The following is an 18,543-nucleotide window of genomic DNA, read 5'->3' on the forward strand; positions in this document are numbered from 1 at the left end:
TCGTTCCCGGAGCCTGCCGGCCGGCTTCGTAGCGCTGTGTGGTTGGCCGGATCTTTTCCGTGCCCGAGGACGTCCTCACAAACAAACAAGAGAGGTGGGCCGCACCGCACGAAGGGGGGAACGTGCGGTGAGCCCACCTCTCGGGCGGCGGCTCCGGGACTGTCAGGTCACCCGGCCGCCTGGCTCTTCTGGTTCTTCGTGACCGGGGCCAACTGGTCGACGAGGCCCGGGTGTTGCTTCAGCCAGCTGCGGACGGCGTCCTGCTCCCCGCCCTTGCCGGACTTCTGGATCTGCGCCTCCAGACCGGTGAGCTGGCTCTCGGTCATCCGGAAGTCCTTCAGCCACTTGCCGACGTCGGGGTTGTCGGCGGCGAAGCCCTTGCGCGCCACGGTGTGCACGCCGTCGCCCTTGCCCCAGGCGTTCTTCGGGTCCGTGAGCTTCTTCAGCTTGTAGTCGCTGTACGCCCAGTGCGGCGACCAGAGCGTGACGACGATCGGCTGCTTCTTGGCGTACGCGCGCTTCAGTTCGGCCAGCATCGCCGGGGTGGAGCCGTCGACGACGTCGTAGGAGCCCTGGAGGCCGTACTCCTTGAGGACCTTGGTCTTGAGGAGGCCCATCATTCCGGCGCTCGGTTCGATGCCGGTGATCTTGCCGCCGAACTCGGAGGCGTGGGTCTTGAGGTCCGCCAGGGTGTTGACGTCCTTCACGTACGACGGGACGGTCAGCTCCAGGGACGTGGAGCCGTACCAGCTGCCGAGGTCGTCGAGCTGCTTGCCGTACTTCTTCCAGTACTCGGCGTGGGTGGTGGGCAGCCAGGAGTCGGTCTGGAAGTCGACCTGGCCGGTGGCGAGGCCGGTGTAGAGGGGGCCGGCCGCGTACTGGGTGGTCGTCACCTTGTAGCCACGCTCCTCCAGGATCTCCTTCCAGAGGAAGGTGGAGGCGATGCCCTCGTCCCAGGGGATGTAGCCGATGGTGATGTTCTTGCCCTTGCCGACGTCCGTGGCGGAGGTCGCCTTCGTGCCTGAGGAGGAGCCGAAGACGCCGATGCCGCTTGCCACGAGAGCGAGGACGACCACACCGATCACGGCGAACGCCGGGCGAGGACGGTAGTTCCAGGGCTTGGCGTTGCCCGCCGCGCGGGCCTTGGCGGCGGCCCTGCGGCCGAGCGGGGAGATCTGGGTGCCGAGCGCGCTGGTCATGCGGTCGAGGTAGATGGCGAGGACGACGATGCCGACGCCCGCCTCGAAGCCGAAGCCGATGTCGAGCTGGCCGATGGCCTCGTTGACGGCGCCGCCGAGGCCGCCGGTGCCGACCATGCCGGCGATGACGACCATCGACAGGCCCAGCATGATGACCTGGTTGATGCCCGCCATGATCGTCGGGAGCGCCAGCGGCAGTTGGACGCGCAGCAGGGTGTCGCGCGGTGAGGTGCCGAACGCCTCGGCGGCTTCCACGAGTTCGGCGTCGACCTGGCGGATGCCCAGCTCTGTCATGCGGACGCCGGGGGCGAGCGCGAAGATCAGGGTGGCGATCACGCCGGCGGAGGTGCCGAGGCCGAAGAAGAGGATCGCCGGGATCAGCAGCACCATCGACGGCATCGTCTGAAGCAGGTCGAGGGCGGGCCGTACGACCGCGCTGACCGTCCTGGAGCGGGCCGCCCAGATGCCCAGCGGGATCGAGATCACCAGGGCGATGACGGTCGCCACGAGCACCAGGGCCAGGGTCGACATGGCCCGGTCCCACAGGTCGAGCGAGTCGATGAGCAGGAACCCGGCGAAGGCCAGGACACCCGCGACCAGTCCGCGCAGCCACCAGGCGATGACGGCCAGGATGCCCGCGAGGAGCAGGGGTTCGGGGGCGGTGAGGACCGCGTTGATGCCGTCGTACATGCCCTCGACGACCGTCTTGATCGCGTCGAAGAGCCAGGACATGTGGGCGAGGAGCCAGTCGACTCCGGAGTCGACCCAGTCGCCGAGCGGGAGCCTAGGCATGGGCGGTCACCTTCTCGCCGCCGTCGCGCGGACTGACACAGGGGGTGGGTTCGTGCTGTTCGTCGCCGAGGAAGGCGACGAGGTTCCGCCTCGGGACGACACCGACCAGTTCGTGGTCCTTGTCGAGCACCGCGACGGCGTGCGTGAGGCGGGCGCTGATCGCGCACAGGTCGTTGAACGGCGTGTCCGGCGTCGCGGTCTCGCAGGCGCAGTCGGCCTCGTCGCCGCGCAGGTCGGTGTCCATGACGGAGCTCGCGGTGAGGACCCGGGAGCGGTCGACGTCCTGGATGAAGGAGGAGACGTAGTCGTCGGCGGGGCGGACGAGGATGTCCTCCGCGGTGCCGGTCTGGACGATGCGGCCGTCGCGCATGACGGCGATGCGGTCGCCCAGGCGCATGGCCTCGTTGAGGTCGTGCGTGATGAAGACGATCGTCTTCTTGAGGGACTTCTGGAGTTCCAGAAGCTGGTCCTGCATGTCCCGGCGGATCAGCGGGTCGAGCGCGCTGAACGACTCGTCCATGAGCAGCAGGTCGGCGTCGGTGGCGAGCGCGCGGGCCAGGCCCACGCGCTGCTGCATGCCGCCGGACAGTTCGTCGGGCCAGGAGTCCTCCCAGCCGGCCAGGCCGCACAGGGCGAGCGCCTCGCCGGCGCGGGCTTCGCGCTCGGCGCGGGGCACGCCCTGCACCGCGAGACCGTAGGCGGCGTTCTCGCGGACGCTGCGGTGCGGGAAGAGCGCGAAGTGCTGGAAGACCATGCTGATCTTGCGGGCGCGGACCTCGCGGAGTTCGCGGTCGCCGAGCGCGGTCAGGTCCTGGCCGTCGAAGAGGACGCGGCCCGCGGTGGGCTCCAGGAGTCCGTTGAGCATCCGCAGGAGGGTGGACTTGCCGGAGCCGGACAGGCCCATGACGACGAAGATCTGGCCCGGTGCGACGGAGAAGGAGGCGTCGATCACGGCGGCGGTGGTGCCCTCGGCGCGCAGTTCCTCCCGGTCGGCTCCTTCGCGGAGCCGTTCGACTGCCTGGTCGGGTCGTCTGCCGAACACCTTGTGCAGGTGTTCGGCTTCTAGCCTGGCTGACACGCGTACCTCTCGATCGGGGGCAGGACAGGGAGGCGATGGCGAGGGACCTGAAGGCCCATCGGCAGTTGAATGTGCAACCGGCATCGCTCCGAGGCCGCGCCTTCCCAGGCTTTCCGCGCGCAAACACAGGAGTGGTCCAGCTCACCAACAGGCGGTGTTCGTCCCTCCGGGTGGCAGGGAGGGGTGGCCGTCGCCCTGTCGTGCGGCATGATGCGAGGCGTGACCGGACGACTGATGCTTCTCGACACCGCCTCGCTCTACTTCCGCGCCTACTTCGGCGTCCCGGAGTCCGTGAAGGCACCGGACGGGACGCCGGTGAACGCCGTACGGGGGCTGCTCGAATTCATCGACCGGCTGGTCAAGGACCACCGCCCCGACCAACTGGTGGCGTGCATGGACGCGGACTGGCGGCCGCAGTGGCGGGTCGACCTGATCCCCACCTACAAGGCGCACCGCGTCGCCGAGGTGCGCGAGAGCGGCCCGGACGCGGAGGAGGTGCCGGACACGCTCTCCCCGCAGGTGCCGATCATCGAGGCCGTTCTCGACGCGGTCGGCATCGCGCGTGTGGGCGTCGAGCACTACGAGGCCGACGACGTGATCGGCACGTTCACGGCACACGCCAAGGGCCCGGTCGACATCGTCACCGGCGACCGCGACCTGTACCAGCTCGTCGACGACGCCCGCGGGATCCGCGTCCTGTATCCGATCAAGGGCGTCGGCATGCTCCAGCTCACCGACGAGGCGCTGCTGCGGGAGAAGTACGGCGTCGACGGCCGCGGTTACATGGATCTGGCGCTGCTGCGCGGCGACCCCAGCGACGGTCTGCCGGGCGTGCCCGGGATCGGCGAGAAGACGGCGGCGAAACTCCTCGCCGAGTTCGGTGACGTGCCCGGGATCATGGCGGCGATCGACGACCCCAAGTCCAAGCTGACCCCCTCGCAGCGCAAGCGCCTCGACGAGTCGCGGCCGTATGTCGCGGTCGCGCCCAAGGTCGTACGGGTCGCGGACGACGTACCGCTGCCCGATGTCGACCCGACGCTGCCGCACGCGCCGCGTGATCCGGAGCTGGTGGGCGCACTGGCGGAGCGCTGGGGGCTGGGCGGATCATTGCAACGACTGCTCACCACGCTGGGCGCGTAAGCATTGTTCTTGCCCCTGCTGTCTTGCCTATAACAAAGAATCTAGTGCTAACTTAGGTAAGCCTAAGCATGGGAATCTGGGAGGCCGTCATGGCAGAACGTCCGGCACGGAAGCCGCGTAAGCCCCACTCCGCGCAGGTCGTCCGCACTGAACGGCTGACCCCCCACATGCAGCGCGTGGTGCTCGGTGGCGAGGGTCTGGCCGAGTTCTCGGCGGACACCTGCACCGACCATTACGTGAAACTGCTGTTCCCGGCCGGGGGCGCGACCTACCCCGAGCCCTTCGACGTGGAGCGCATCCGCGCCGAGTTCCCGCGTGAGCAGTGGCCGGTGACCCGCACCTACACCGTGCGCGCCTGGGACCCCGAGCACCTCGAAATGACCCTGGACTTCGTGATCCACGGCGACGAGGGCCTCGCCGGCCCGTGGGCGACCCGGGTCCAGCCGGGCGAGACCGTCCACTTCATGGGCCCCGGCGGCGCCTACGCCCCGGACGCGGGCGCCGACTGGCATCTGCTCGTCGGGGACGAGAGCGCGCTGCCCGCGATCGCCCGCGCCCTGGAGTCGCTGCCCGAGGGCGCCACGGCACACGCCTTCGTGGAGATCTCCGGGCCCGAGGAGGAGCAGAAGATCGACTCCGACATCGAGGTCGTCTGGCTGCACCGCGGCGACCGTCCCGTCGGCGAGACACTCGTCGAGGCCGTACGGGCGCTGGAGTTCCCCGACGGCCGGATCCACGCGTTCGTGCACGGCGAGGCGGCCTTCGTGAAAGAGCTGCGCGCCCTGCTGCGGGTCGAGTCGGAGATCCCGCGCGAGGACCTGTCGATCTCCGGCTACTGGCGCCTGGGCCACAACGAGGACGGCTGGCAGGCGTCGAAGCGTGAGTGGAACGCGAAGATCGAGGCGGAGCAGGAAGGGTCCACGGCGGCTGCGTAGCACCCGGCAGAGGGTTCAGGAAAGGGGCGGCGCCTTCGGGGCACCGTCCCTTCGCCATGCGCCGGCCGGTCACACCGAGCGCCACTATGACCGGACCGATCCCGGGGGCGTGAGGACTTCGGCCCCCCGCAGACACGGCGGCGTGACGCGACGGAAACAGCTTCTCCCTAATTTCTGTCACCCGACAGGAATTCAGCTGTCGCCGTCAGGATTCCGCTCTCCTGCGCCGAAGGCAGGTGCCGCCGTGACCACAACCACCCCCTCCGACATACGCCCCGATCCGCCGCACTCCTCCTCCCCCGACGACGGCTCCCTCGCGGAGTTCGGCTACCGCCAGGAACTGCACCGCAGCCTCGGCCGGTACGCGTCGTTCGCGGCCGGGTTCTCCTTCATCTCCGTACTGACCACGGTCTTCCAGTTCTTCGCCTTCGGGTACGCGTTCGGCGGCCCGGTCTTCTTCTGGGCCTGGCCGGTGGTGCTGGCAGGCCAGTTGCTGGTGGCCGCGTGCTTCGCGGAACTGGCCGCGCGCTACCCGATCTCGGGCGCGATCTACCAGTGGTCGTCCCGTCTCTCGAACGCGACGTTCGGCTGGTTCGCCGGCTGGATCATGGTGATAGGGCAGATAGTGGTCGTCGCGGCGGCGGCACTGGCGCTCCAGATGGTGCTGCCGGCGATCTGGTCGGGCTTCCAGCTGGTGGGCGGCGACCCGGCACCCACCTCACCGGACGGCGCGGCCAACGCGGCGGTCCTGGGCGTGATCCTGCTCGTCCTGACGACCGTGGTGAACATCCTCGACAACCGCGTGATGTCGATCATCAACCGGGTCGGAGTGACGGCGGAGATCATCGGCGCGATCCTGATCGTCGTCCTGCTCCTGACCCACTCCGAGCGCACCCCGAGCATCACCTTCCACACCGGCGGCAGCCTGGAGGGCGGCCTGCTCGGCGCGCTGCTGGTGGGCTCGTTCACGGCGGCGTACGTGATGATCGGCTTCGACAGCGCGGGCGAGATGAGCGAGGAGACCCACAACCCGCGCCGCACCGCGCCCCGCACGATCCTCACCGCGCTCGGCGCGGCGGGCCTGCTCGGCGGCCTGATCATCCTCGGCGGCCTGCTCGCCGCCCCCAGCCTGACCGACGGCCACCTGGGCGTCGACGGCCTCAGCTACGTCCTGACAAGCAGCCTCGGCGACGGCGTCGGCAAGGCCCTGCTGGCGGACGTGGTGGTGGCGATCGCGGTGGCGACCCTCGCCATCCAGACGGCGGCCTGCCGCATGCTCTTCTCGATGGCCCGCGACGGCCAACTCCCGTTCTCCGGCCGCCTGTCCAAGGTCAACCCCCGCACGGGCATGCCCAGCGCCCCGGCCATCGTCGTGGGCACCCTCTCGGCCGCCCTGCTCCTCCTCAACTTCGCCTCCCCGGACGCGTTCCTCGCCATCGGCACGACCTGCATCGTGATGCTGTACCTGGCGTACGCGATGGTGACGGGGCCGCTGCTGTTCCGCCGCCTGCGCGGCGACTTCGCGGTGGACGGCACGGACGAGACGGGTGCCCCGCTCTTCTCCCTGGGGCGGTGGGGAGTGCCGGTCAACGCGCTGGCTCTTCTCTACGGCCTGGTGATGACGGTCAACCTGGCGTGGCCCCGGGCCGCGGTGTACGACCCGGCGGGTGGGCACTGGTACTTCCAGTGGTTCACGGTGTTGTTCCTGGTGGTGACCGTGGGGGCCGGGTTCGGATACCGGGCGTACCGCGCCCGTACGGTGACGGCCGAGGCTCCGGAAGCGGTCCCCGCCTGACCTGACCGCCTACGCTTGATCGCGATGACCCGAAAGCGCCGTATCCCGCCCTCCCCACTCCCCCAACGCGACGGAGTGGACCCGGTGCGGGTCCGCCTGCCCCCCGAGGATTCCTGGACCACCGTGCGCGAGTACCTGGTGGACCGGCTCTCGGGGGCGGGCGACGGTGTCGTCGACCGGATGATGGACGACGGGCTGTTCGTCGGGGTGGACGGGAAGACCGTGGCCGGGCTGCCGTACGAACCCGGCATGTTCGTCTGGTTCCACCGGGACCTGCCCGCCGAAGTGCCGGTGCCCTTCCCCCTGGAGGTCGTCTACCGCGACGAGCACATCGTCGTCGCCGACAAGCCGCACTTCCTCGCGACCACCCCGCGGGGCAGTCATGTCGTCGAGACGGCGTTGGCGCGGCTGCGCAGGAAGTTGGGGATCCCGGCGCTCGGCGCCGCGCACCGGCTCGATCGGCTCACCGCGGGGCTCGTGCTGTTCACGGTGCGGCCCGAGGAACGGGGCGCGTACCAGGCGCTGTTCCGGGAGAAGCGGGTGCGGAAGGAGTACGAGGCTGTCGCGCCGTACGAGTCCGGGCTCGGACTCCCCACGACCGTGCGCTCCCGCATCCTGAAGGAGCGTGGCGTGATGGCCGCGCGGCAGGTCGAGGGCGAGGTCAATGCCGTCAGCCGGGTCGAGCTGGTCGAGCGGCGGGGGGACGGGCTCGCCCGGTACCGGCTGGTGCCCAGTACCGGGCAGACGCATCAACTACGGGTCCACATGAGCGCGTTGGGCGTGCCCATCCTCGGCGATCCGCTGTATCCCGTGGTGACCGACCCCGTGCCGGACGGTGAGTTCCGGCGACCGCTCCAACTGGTGGCGCGGGCGCTGGAGTTCACCGATCCGGTCACGGGGGTGGAGCACCGGTTCCGTAGCGGCCGCATGCTCGAAGCGTGGGTGTCCTACGCCGACTGGGCCGCTCAGTAACCCCTCCACCACCTCAAGAACCGCTGCCACGCGCCGAGTTGCCGTACCGGCTCCGGCGTCGCGACCGGCTCCGGCGGGGCCGTCGGCTCGACGCGTTGTGGCATCGCGGCCGGTGCCGGGTCCGGGTCGGGCGACATGCCGACGTGCCAGGCGTGGCGTGGTTGGGGGACCGCCGCGTGGCCGGGCTTCTCCGAGACGTCCTGCGGGGGCTTCGGGGCGAACTGCACCGGCAGGTCCACCAGGTGGCGGGAGGCGATGGACGCCGTCCAGGTCAACTCGTCCTCGTCGCAGTCGAGTTCGATGTCCGGGAGCCGCATCAGCAGTGCGTCCACCCCGGTGTCGGCGATGGCGCGGCCGATGTCCTGGCCGGGGCACTCGTGCGGGCCGCCGCCGAAGGCCAGGTGGGAGCGGTTGCCCATCATGTTGGCCTTGAGGTCGGGGCGCACCCGGGGGTCCACGTTGCCCGGCGCCGGTGCGAAGAGCAGGCCGTCGCCCTTGCGGATACGCTGGCCGCCCAACTCCGTTTCCTGCTTGGCGAAGTAGGCGAAGACGGTGCTGAACGGCGGCTCGTCCCACAGGGACTGCTCGACCGCCTCCGGCACCGTCATCTGCCCGCCGTTGAGTTGGGCGCGGAAGCGCGGGTCGGTGATGACCATGCGCAGCGCGTTGGCGAGGAGGTTGGTGGTGGCCTCGTAGGCGGCGAAGAGGACGAGCCGCAGGTGCTCCCTGACCTCGTCGTCGCTGAGCCCCGCCGGGTGCATGACGAGGTGACTGGTGAAGTCGTCCGCGGGCTCGGCCCGGCGCAGGGCGGTGAGCCGGGTCAGGGCGTCCATGACGTACTGGTGGCTGACGATCGCGGTCTCGGTGCCCTTGAGGGCGTCGCGGGCCGCCTCCACCATCTGTTCGTTGTACTCGTCGGGCATGCCGAGGATCTCGCACAGCACGGCCATCGGCAGGTGTTCGCAGAACTGGCCGACGAGTTCGGCGTGGCCCTGCTCGCAGAAGGTGTTGGCGAGGATCTGGGTGTAGCGGTTGATGTGCCGGCGGATGCCGCGCGGGTCGATGGTCGACATGGCGCCGGTCACCGCGCCGCGCAGCCGCAGGTGTTCGTCGCCCTCGGCGTGCGAGGCGATGGGCTGCCAGGCGATGTGCGGCATCAGCGGGTGGTCGGGCTTGACCATGCCCTCGCGCAACGGCGTCCAGACGCGGCTGTCGCGGCTGAACTGCGAGGGCGTACGCACCATGTGCAGGTTCTCGGTGTGGCCGAGGACGACCCAGATCGGTACGTCGTCGTGGAGCAACACCGGTGCCACGGGGCCGTGTTCGGCGCGGAGTTTCTCGTAGAGGGCGCCCAGGTCCGCCGCTTCGGGGCCGTACAGCCGGTGCAGTCCCCCGGGCCCCTGGCCGTGCGCGGGACAGCCGGGGGGCGGGCCGAGCCTGGTGTCGTCCGTATCGGTCAGGGAGTGGTGTTCAGGCGTCACGGTGATCGCTCCGAAGCTGAAATGGGTCCGGTGTCTGGGGAGTTGGGGCCAGGACGTGGGGTCAGGCGAGTGAGCCCGTCATCGCGAGCGAGTGCAGGAAGCGCATCAGGGTCATCAGGACGTCCCGGCTGGAGGCGCGGCGGCGCGCGTCGCACTCGATGATGGGGATGTCCGGCGACAGGTCGAGTGCCGTACGCAGGTCCTCGATGGGGTAATGGGGGCCGTCCGGGAAGGAGTTGACGGCGATCACGAACGGCACCCCGCGCTCCTCCAGCCGTCCTATGACGTCGAAGCTGACTTCGAGGCGCCGCGTGTCGATGAGCACCACCGCGCCGAGCGCACCCTCGAACAGCCCGTTCCACAGGAACCAGAAGCGTTCCTGGCCGGGGGTGCCGAACAGGTACAGCACCAGTTGCTCGGTGATGCTGATGCGGCCGAAGTCCATCGCGACGGTGGTGGCCGTCTTGCTCTCCGAGCCGTAGTTGTCGTCGACGCCGACGCCGGCCTGCGTCATGGTCTCCTCGGTGGTCAGCGGCCTGATCTCGCTGACCGAACCGACCATGGTCGTCTTGCCGACCCCGAAGCCGCCGACGATCACGATCTTCACCGCGGCCTGGGCCGTGTGCGGGAGATGGTCCTCGGTGCGAGGACCCGTGATGGTGTCAGAGCTTTTGAAGTCCATGCATCACCGCTTCGAGGAGGGAACGGTCGGGGAGCGCCTGGCGGACGATCGGGGCGCGCGCCTGCACCAGTTCGGCCGTCAGCAGCTCGGTGAGCAGGACGGTCACCACGCTGTACGGCAGGTTGAGATAGGCCGACAGCTCGGCCACGGACAGGGGGGAGATACAGAGCCCGAGCAGGGCCGCCTGCTCCGGAGTGGCCGACTGCGGCGCGTCGGAACGCGCCACGATCAGTGTGACCAGGTCGAGTTCGGCCCGGTCGCCGTCCTCGGTCGCGCCGGTGAGCACGTACAGCCGCTCCGGGATCTTTCCCTCGCCCTGTTTCTTGGCGGGCTCGGGCGGCGTCTCTTCCTTGGGGAGCCGCCGCCGGCGTTGCGGAGGAGTCATACGGTCTGCCCGTTGCGCCTCGGCGGGCTGGTGAGGTGGGCGCCGATTCTGACGACGAGGTCGCGCATGCGGTTGCTCATCTGGCCGGGTTCGGCGACGACGTCGGACAGGACTGCCAGGTAGGCGTTGGCGCCCGCGGCCATCAGATAGAAGTAGCCGCCGTTGATCTCGATGATGACCATCTTCATCCGGCCGTCGCTGCCCGGGATCTCGGAGGCGACGGCACCCGCCAGGCTCTGCAGTCCGGCGCAGGCCGCGGCGACGCGGTCGGCGGCGTCCGGGTCGCCGCCGTAGCGGGCGATGCGCAGTCCGTCGGCGGAGAGCACCACGATCTGCTGGATGCCGGGCACGCCGTCGGCGAGATCCTTGAGCATCCAGTCGAAGTTGGCTCGCTGCTGGATCACTTGAGGTCCCCCTCGTCGTCGGCCTCGACACGGGCCGGCTCGGTCTTCTGGGCGAAAGCGTTCGGGTCCGGGTCACCCTTGAGGCCTTCCATGAACGCCTCGACCCACAGGCCCGGTTCGGGTTCGTCCTTCTTCTCCGGCTCGGGCTCGGGCGTGCCCCAGGCGGAGCGGGCCTCCCGTGCGGCGGCCTCGGCGCGCTCGGCGGCGGCCTGTTCGGCGTACCGCTGGGCGAGCGGGACCTTGACCCGGCTGCGGCGCTGCGGCAGGCCGCCCGCCGTCCACTCGGTGACCTCGGGAACCTCGTCCTCCATGCTCACCGAGGCCGGGATGCGCGGGCTCGTGGGGCGGCGCCGCTTGATCGTGCGCTTGGGACCGTCGACCGCGCCGAGCTCCGCCTTGGGCAGGGCGGTGGCGCCGATGCCGTGGGCGAGTCCGGGTGCGGTGCCGGGGGTGAGCATCTCGCTGGGCACGATGAGGACGGCGCGTACGCCGCCGTAGGCCGAGGCGCGCAGCGAGATCTGCATGTTGTACGTCGCGCAGAGCCGGCCGACGACGGCGAGGCCGAGGCGCGGGCTCTCGCCGAGGTCCTGGAGGTCGGTGCCGGCCTTGGCGCGCTCCAGCATGCCCTCGGCCCGTGCCCGCGACTCCTCGCTGAGGCTGACGCCGCCGTCCTCGATCTCGATGGCGACACCGGTCTGCACCTCCACGGCGGTGACGTGCACCTTGGTCTGCGGGGGCGAGTAGCGGGTGGCGTTGTCGAGGAGTTCGGCCGCCGCGTGGATGACCGGCTCGACGGAGATGCCGCGGATGTTGACCTTGGCGATGGAGTGCAGCTCGATGCGCCGGTACTCCAGGATGCGGGACATGGCGCCGCGCAACACGCTGTACAGCGGCACCGGTTCGGGCCACTGGCGGCCGGGGCGGCCACCGCCGAGCACCGAGATGGAGTCGGCGAGTCGGCCGATCAGCGCGGTGCCGTGGTCGATGCGCAGGAGGTCGTCGAAGACCTCGGGGTTACGGCCGTGGTCCTCCTCCATCTCCCGGAGTTCCTTGGCCTGTTGGTGGACGATGGCCTGGACACGGCGGGCGATGCTGACGAAGGAGCGCTGCGCGGAGTCACGCATGTTCTCCTCGCGCTGGACGATGTTGAGCACCGTCCTCAGCAAGTCGCGCTGCGGCGGCGGAAGTTGCCGCCAGTCGGGATCGGCGTCGACGACTTGGCGAATCACCTCTCCGGGGGATTCTCCACTGCTGAGCCGGTACAGCGTGGCGGGCAGGATCTCCTTGCCGAGACGGACCATCTCCACGTTCTGGTCGGCGAGCCGCCGTTCCAGATACGCGGTGTGACGGTCGTGCTCGGCGCGCAGGTCCCGCAGGTTGCGGCCGCGGCGTACCGCTTCGGCCGCCGTCACGATCACCAGAAGGGTGGCGACGGCTCCGCACCAGCCGACGGCGATCCGGGCCGGGCCCGCCACCAGGGCGACGGCGGCCCCGGTCGCCGCGGCCATCACTATGGCAGGCGGCAACAACACGCGCGCGTAGGGAAGTTCACGGCCACCGGGAGGCGATTGAACACTCACCATGTATGCCCTCTAAAGACAGGTCGGCTGGGGGGATCGGGAAAATCTGGGGGGAGCTTCTGTATCTTTTGCATGTTTGGGAACAAGCGCACGAATACAGCCCAACTCGGTGCGCTGCGGGCGAGCTTAGTCCGACCGGATCACCGCTGTGTCATATTCAGCAAGCCCCTGAAAAGGGACACGGAAGAGGAGTACCCTCAGCCCATTTACACGCTGTGGCTTCATTCGCACACAGCGCGTTACGGCGTGCAGGCGTGCGAATATCACTCACCGTAAGGAGTGAAACGCCCGTTCCGGATCAGGTTCCGGCGATGCGCAACGCGGCGTCGGCCGTCGCCTCCGCGAAGGCGGACACCGGCCGCTCGGGGTCGGAGCGGTGCACGAGGATGACGCCCTCGATCAGCCCGAACACCAGATCCGTACGCAGCTCCAACTCGCTCTTGGCCAGCGTCCCGCCGGCGGCCGTCGCGGCGAGCAACTGCCGGTAGGCGTCCTTGAGTTCGGCGCGTACGGCATGGAAGCCGGCGAAGCGCTCGGCGCGCACTTCGGGCAGCAGATACAGCCCGCCGAGGTTGTGCGAACCGCCGCACAGCAACTCGACGTCGGTGCGGCACAGCTCCCACAGCCGGTCCTCGGCCGGAGTGGCGTCGTCCGCGAGGAGCTCCCGGGCGTACGTCAGCGAGGGCGTGACCGTGGACTCCAGGAGGTCCGCGAGCAGCTCCTCCTTGCCGGAGACGTAGTGGTACATGGACGCCTGCCGCATGCCCGCACGCTCGGCGACGGCCCGGGTGGTGGTGGCCGCGTAGCCGCTGGTGGTGAACAACTCGGCGGCGGCGGAGAGGAGTTCGGCACGCGGGGACAGTCCGCTGTCCGGCCGCTGATCGGCCCGCGGCCTGCCGACCCGGCGGCCCCCCTGTGCACCCGTTGTCCCCATGCGTTCGATCCTCGCACACGGCCCCGCACGGCGAACGTCCACCGAATGCCCGCCGGACGCCCGGCGATCTTCGTGAGGGCTCGGTAACCGACCGGCAACACCCGGGCAACTCCGGCGACCCGACGGCCTCCTAATTTCTGTCGGGCGACAGAAATGTCGTACGCCCACGACGTCCCCGCAGCCGGAGGTCCCCCGCGATGGCGACAGCGACCACTTACGGAGCCCGCGACCACGCCCGCGCCCAGGAGGGCAAGCGGGCCGAGGCCATGCCCGTCGTCCCGGCCGGCGACTGGCCGGCGCCCCCCTGCGAGGCGGGCCACCTGGTGTGGGCCGAGACCGTCGCGGGCGGCAACTACACCCACCGCGTCCTGGCCCGAGGCACCGAACTCCGCCTGACCGACCTGAGCGGCGACGCCTGCGCCCACCTGCTCCTGTACGCGGCCGACCGCTCCTGGGAGCGACTGAACGTCGCCGACACGGTCAAGGTCCAGTGGAACGCCTACCTCGGCGAGGGCCAACTCCTCCTCTCCGACCAGGGCCGCGTCCTCGCCTCCCTCGTCGCCGACACCTCCGGCCGCCACGACGCGCTGTGCGGCACCTCCACCCTCGTCCGCAACACCGAGCGCTACGGCGACGGCACCCCGCAGTCCAACTCCCCCGCCGGGCGCGAGCTGTTCAAGCTCGCCGCCGCCAAGAACGGCCTGGAGCCCCGCGATCTCCCGCCCTCGCTCTCCTTCTTCCAGGGCGTCGAGGTCCGCGACGACGGCTCCCTCGACTTCACCGGCTCGACCGGTCCGGGCGGCAGCGTGACCCTGCGCGCCGAGCAGGACGTGACCGTACTGATCGCGAACGTGCCGCATCCGGTCGACCCGCGCGACGACTACGTCAGCACCCCACTTGAGGTGCTGGCCTGGCGCGCCGAGGCCACCAAGCCGGGCGACCCGCTGTGGGAGGCCACGCCCGAAGGCCGCCGCGCCTTCCTGAACACCGCCGAATTCCTTGCCGCGAGGGGGCTCATATGAAGACCGAGGACGTACCGGCCATGACGACGGTGGAAGTACCGGCCCGCGCCGCCTGGTCCGCCGTCGTACGGACCGGCGAGACCCTCACCATCACCGACCTGCACGGCAACCAGGCCGTCGACTTCCTCGTCTACGACGCCCACGACACGTCGGTCCGCTACAGCGCCCCCGACACCATCCACGCCCAGGGCAACCTCTTCCTGACCACCGGCAGCGTGCTGATGTCCAACGAGCACACCCCGCTGATGACCGTCACCGCCGACGAGGTCGGCCGGCACGACACGGTCGGCGGCGCCTGCTCCAAGGAGTCCAACACCCTTCGCTACGGCCATCACACGTGGTCGCAGCACGCGTGCGTGGACAACTTCCTCGCCGAGGGCGCCAAGTACGGCCTGGGAAAACGGGACCTGGTCTCCAACATCAACTGGTACATGAACGTGCCGGTCGAGAAGGACGGCACCCTCGGCATCGTCGACGGCCTCTCCGCACCGGGCCTGAAACTGACCCTGCGCGCCGAACGCGACGTCCTGGTCCTGGTCTCCAACTGCCCCCAGATCAACAACCCTTGCAACGGCTTCGAGCCGACCGCAGTGGAGATGACGATCGGGGTTGCTGGATGACCTTCGACACGCTGCTGATCGCCAACCGGGGCGAGATCGCCGTCCGCGTCATCCGCACCGCCCGCGAACTCGGCCTGCGCACGGTCGCCGTGTACTCCGACGCCGACCGCTCGGCACCCCACGTACGGCTCGCCGACGAGGCGGTACGGCTCGGCCCGGCGCCCGCGAAGGAGTCGTATCTGGACGCCGACCTGGTGCTGAAGGCGGCCAAGGACACGGGCGCGGGCGCGATCCACCCCGGCTACGGCTTCCTCTCCGAGGACGCGGCCTTCGCCCGGCGCTGCGAGGACGCCGGCATCGTGTTCGTGGGACCGACTCCCGCGCAGCTGGAGCTGTTCGGCGCCAAGCACACGGCGCGGGCGGCGGCAGAAGCGGCGGGAGTCCAACTCGCCCCGGGCACCGGCCTGTTGGCAAACCTGGACGAGGCGCTCACCCGAGCGGCGCCGATCGGCTACCCCGTCATGCTCAAGGCGACCGGCGGAGGCGGCGGCATCGGCATGTCGGCCTGCCACTCCGCCGACGAACTCGCCGAGGCCTGGGAGCGGGTGCAGCGCGTCGCCGCCGCCTCCTTCTCCTCCGCCGGCGTCTTCCTGGAACGCCTCGTCGAGCACGCCCGCCATGTCGAGGTACAGGTCTTCGGCGACGGCGACGGCAAGGTCGTCACCTTCGGCGACCGCGACTGCTCCCTCCAGCGCCGCAACCAGAAGGTGGTGGAGGAAGCCCCGGCACCGGGCCTCCCCGACCACATACGCGCCCAACTGTCGGCATCCGCCCGCGTCTTGTGCGCCTCGGTCGGCTACCGCTCCGCCGGCACCGTCGAGTTCGTCTACGACGCGACGCGCGAGGAGGCCTACTTCCTGGAGGTCAACACCCGCCTCCAGGTGGAACATCCGGTCACCGAGGAGATCTACGGCGTCGATCTGGTCGCCTGGATGCTACGGCTCGCCCGCGGTGAGACCGACGTCGTCCGCGACCCCGGCACCCAGCGCGGCCACGCCGTCGAGGCCCGCGTCTACGCCGAGGACCCGTCCCGCGAACACCGGCCCAGCGCGGGCCTGTTGACCCGGGTCGAGTTCCCGCCCGGCGTCCGCGTCGACGGCTGGGTGGAGACCGGCACCGAGGTGACGACGTCGTACGACCCGATGCTCGCGAAGGTCATCGCCCACGGCTCCGACCGCGCCCACGCGCTCCAACGGCTCGACGAGGCGCTGGCCCGCACCCGCGTGGACGGCATCGAGACGAACCTGGGCCTGGTACGGGCGGCGCTCGGGGAGCCGGACTTCGGTACGGCCACCCACTCCACGGCGACCTTGGCCACCGTCACCGACCCCACTCCCCGCATCGAGATCGTCTCCGGCGGCACCCTCACCACGGTCCAGGACTGGCCCGGCCGCACCGGCTACTGGCAGGTCGGCGTCCCTCCGTGCGGCCCGATGGACGACCTCTCCTTCCGCCTCGGCAACCGCGCGCTCGGCAACGAGGAAGGCGCTCCCGGCCTCGAATGCACCCTCCAGGGACCGACGTTGAGGTTCACCCATGCCACCACGGTGTGCGTGACGGGCGCCCCGGCACCGGTGACGATCGACAGCACCCCGGTCCCGCAGTGGGAACCGGTGACGGTACCCGCAGGCGCCGCACTGGAGATCGGAGCACCGGCCGAACACGGCCTGCGGACCTATGTGTTGTTCGCGGGCGGCCTGGACGTGCCCGCCTTCCTCGGCAGCGCGAGCACCTTCACCCTGGGCCGCTTCGGCGGCCACGGCGGCCGGGCCCTGCGCACCGGTGACGTCCTGCACGGCGGCACGGTCGCCGAGGGCGTGCCGGTACCGACCGCCGACCGTCCGACGTTCGCCGCCGTATGGGACGTAGCGGCGGTCGAAGGCCCGCACGCGGCACCGGAGTTCTTCACCGAGGACGACATCCGCGACTTCTACGCGGCCGACTGGAAGGTCCACTTCAACTCGGCGCGCACGGGCGTCCGCCTGGTCGGCCCGAAGCCGCGCTGGGCACGCACCGACGGCGGCGAGGCGGGCCTGCACCCGTCGAACATCCACGACACCCCGTACTCGGTCGGCGCGGTCGACTACACGGGCGACATGCCGGTCCTGCTCGGCCCCGACGGCCCCTCGCTCGGCGGCTTCGTCTGCCCGGCGACGGTCATCAGCCAAGAGCGGTGGAAACTGGGCCAGTTCAGGCCGGGCGACACCGTGCGCTTCGCCCCCGTGAACGTCGACGGCTCGCCCCGCCCCGCCATCGTGGACGGCGGAATCCTGGCCCGGGACGGAGACGTCACCTTCCGCCGCAGCGGCGACGACAATCTCCTCGTCGAATTCGGCCCCATGCAACTGGACTTGGCGCAGCGCATGCGGGTCCACGCCTTGATGGAGGCGGTCGCGGAGGCCGACTTCGAGGGCGTCACGGACCTCACCCCGGGCATCCGCTCCCTCCAGATCCAGACGGACCCGAGCCGCCTCCCCCAGTCCGAACTCCTCACCGCCGTAAGGGAGACAGCGGCAGCGCTCCCACCCACCGACCAACTGATCGTCCCCTCCCGCACGGTCCACCTCCCCCTCTCCTGGGACGACCCGGCCACCCGCGAGGCCATCGCCCGCTACATGGCCGGCGTCCGCGACGACGCCCCCTGGTGCCCCTGGAACATCGAGTTCATCCGCCGCGTCAACGGCCTGGACTCCGTACAGGACGTCTACGGCACGGTCTTCGACGCCGAATACCTCGTACTCGGCCTGGGAGACGTCTACTTGGGCGCCCCGGTGGCGACCCCCCTGGACCCACGCCACCGCCTGGTCACCACCAAGTACAACCCGGCCCGCACCTGGACGGCCGAGAACTCGGTCGGCATCGGCGGGGCCTACCTCTGCATCTACGGCATGGAGGGCCCCGGCGGCTACCAGTTCGTGGGCCGTACGACCCAGGTGTGGTCGGGCTGGCAGCAGCGCGGCGCGTTCGAGCAGGGCTCCCCCTGGCTCCTGCGCTTCTTCGACCGCATCAAGTGGTACCCGGTGGAGCCGGACGAACTCCTCGAACTCCGGGCCGACATCACCTCCGGCCGCTTCGTCCCGCGCATCGAGGAGGGCACGTTCTCGCTCGCGGAGTACGAGGCGTTCCTCACCGAGAACGCCGAGTCCATCGCGGAGTTCAGGTCCCGCCAGCAGACCGCGTTCGGTGCGGAACGCGATGCCTGGGAGGCGGCGGGCGAGTTCACGCGGGCGGAGGCGGCAGCCGCCCCGGCACCCCCTCAGGCCGAGGTGACGGTTCCGGCGGGCGGACGCCTGGTGGAGGCCGAATTCGCGGCGTCCGTCTGGCAGTTGAACGTAGAGCCGGGCGACGAAGTGACGGCGGGCCAACCCCTCCTGGCCCTGGAGGCGATGAAGATGGAGTCCAGGGTCCACGCCCCGATGGCCGGCGTGGTGACCGAGATCCTGGCCAGGCCCGGCGACCAGGTCGAGGCGGGCACGGCACTGCTCGTCCTCGCCCCCGCAAGCTGAACCGCGAGCTGAACCGCA

The 18,543-nt window shown here is 70.2% G+C and carries 15 protein-coding genes; 7 read left to right on the forward strand and 8 right to left on the reverse strand.

Annotated elements, in window-relative coordinates; genetic code table 11:
* Positions 1-167: 167 nt before the first annotated feature.
* Positions 168-1,991, reverse strand: coding sequence for an ABC transporter permease/substrate binding protein (locus ACFWP5_RS23155; RefSeq protein ID WP_384159591.1), 1,824 nt, complete (start codon positions 1,989-1,991; stop codon positions 168-170).
* On the reverse strand, positions 1,984-3,069 hold the full coding sequence (locus ACFWP5_RS23160; protein ID WP_384159594.1) for a glycine betaine/L-proline ABC transporter ATP-binding protein: 1,086 nt from the start codon (positions 3,067-3,069) through the stop codon (positions 1,984-1,986). Before ACFWP5_RS23160 ends, ACFWP5_RS23155 begins: the two co-directional genes overlap by 8 nt.
* A gap of 210 nt (positions 3,070-3,279) precedes the next feature.
* On the opposite strand from ACFWP5_RS23160, the gene ACFWP5_RS23165 reads away from it, so the two are divergent.
* From ACFWP5_RS23165 to ACFWP5_RS23180, 4 genes are all read left to right on the forward strand, one after another.
* Positions 3,280-4,209, forward strand: a complete 930-nt coding sequence (locus tag ACFWP5_RS23165; protein WP_384159686.1) for a 5'-3' exonuclease H3TH domain-containing protein — start codon at positions 3,280-3,282, stop codon at positions 4,207-4,209.
* An 89-nt stretch (positions 4,210-4,298) separates the two neighbouring features.
* Positions 4,299-5,144, forward strand: a complete 846-nt coding sequence (locus ACFWP5_RS23170) for a siderophore-interacting protein (RefSeq protein ID WP_384159597.1) — start codon at positions 4,299-4,301, stop codon at positions 5,142-5,144.
* Between the two features lie 244 nt (positions 5,145-5,388).
* Complete coding sequence (locus tag ACFWP5_RS23175; RefSeq protein WP_384159601.1) at positions 5,389-6,939, forward strand: amino acid permease; 1,551 nt, start codon at positions 5,389-5,391, stop codon at positions 6,937-6,939.
* 24 nt (positions 6,940-6,963) lie between these two features.
* A complete protein-coding gene (locus ACFWP5_RS23180; protein ID WP_384159604.1) occupies positions 6,964-7,911 on the forward strand; it encodes an RluA family pseudouridine synthase in 948 nt (315 codons plus the stop codon).
* On the opposite strand, the gene ACFWP5_RS23185 is transcribed toward ACFWP5_RS23180, so the two are convergent.
* The 6 genes from ACFWP5_RS23185 to ACFWP5_RS23210 form a co-directional block, all read right to left on the reverse strand.
* Positions 7,905-9,392 (reverse strand): cytochrome P450, encoded by a 1,488-nt coding sequence (locus ACFWP5_RS23185; protein ID WP_384159607.1) that lies wholly within the window; start codon positions 9,390-9,392, stop codon positions 7,905-7,907. The two genes, ACFWP5_RS23180 and ACFWP5_RS23185, sit on opposite strands and share 7 nt — an antisense overlap.
* Before the next feature lie 61 nt (positions 9,393-9,453).
* Complete coding sequence (locus ACFWP5_RS23190; protein ID WP_384159609.1) at positions 9,454-10,074, reverse strand: ATP/GTP-binding protein; 621 nt, start codon at positions 10,072-10,074, stop codon at positions 9,454-9,456.
* A complete protein-coding gene (locus ACFWP5_RS23195; RefSeq protein WP_384159612.1) occupies positions 10,055-10,459 on the reverse strand; it encodes a DUF742 domain-containing protein in 405 nt (134 codons plus the stop codon). Before ACFWP5_RS23195 ends, ACFWP5_RS23190 begins: the two co-directional genes overlap by 20 nt.
* Positions 10,456-10,863: a roadblock/LC7 domain-containing protein gene (locus ACFWP5_RS23200; protein ID WP_384159615.1), complete on the reverse strand. Its 408-nt coding sequence runs from the start codon at positions 10,861-10,863 to the stop codon at positions 10,456-10,458. Before ACFWP5_RS23200 ends, ACFWP5_RS23195 begins: the two co-directional genes overlap by 4 nt.
* Positions 10,860-12,446, reverse strand: coding sequence for a sensor histidine kinase (locus ACFWP5_RS23205; RefSeq protein ID WP_384159617.1), 1,587 nt, complete (start codon positions 12,444-12,446; stop codon positions 10,860-10,862). Before ACFWP5_RS23205 ends, ACFWP5_RS23200 begins: the two co-directional genes overlap by 4 nt.
* A 295-nt stretch (positions 12,447-12,741) precedes the next feature.
* Entirely contained in the window at positions 12,742-13,377 is a 636-nt protein-coding gene (locus tag ACFWP5_RS23210; RefSeq protein ID WP_384159620.1) for a TetR/AcrR family transcriptional regulator, read from the reverse strand.
* Between the two features lie 197 nt (positions 13,378-13,574).
* On the opposite strand from ACFWP5_RS23210, the gene ACFWP5_RS23215 reads away from it, so the two are divergent.
* Genes ACFWP5_RS23215 through ACFWP5_RS23225 form a run of 3 tightly spaced genes read left to right on the forward strand, consistent with a single transcriptional unit; the run spans position 13,575 to position 18,525 of the window.
* Entirely contained in the window at positions 13,575-14,399 is an 825-nt protein-coding gene (locus ACFWP5_RS23215) for an urea amidolyase associated protein UAAP1 (RefSeq protein WP_384159623.1), read from the forward strand.
* 20 nt (positions 14,400-14,419) lie between these two features.
* A complete protein-coding gene (locus ACFWP5_RS23220; protein WP_384159690.1) occupies positions 14,420-15,019 on the forward strand; it encodes an urea amidolyase associated protein UAAP2 in 600 nt (199 codons plus the stop codon).
* Complete coding sequence (locus ACFWP5_RS23225; protein ID WP_384159626.1) at positions 15,016-18,525, forward strand: 5-oxoprolinase/urea amidolyase family protein; 3,510 nt, start codon at positions 15,016-15,018, stop codon at positions 18,523-18,525. Before ACFWP5_RS23220 ends, ACFWP5_RS23225 begins: the two co-directional genes overlap by 4 nt.
* Positions 18,526-18,543: the final 18 nt, after the last annotated feature.

This window comes from Streptomyces sp. NPDC058469 (assembly GCF_042721125.1).
Taxonomy (GTDB): domain Bacteria; phylum Actinomycetota; class Actinomycetes; order Streptomycetales; family Streptomycetaceae; genus Streptomyces.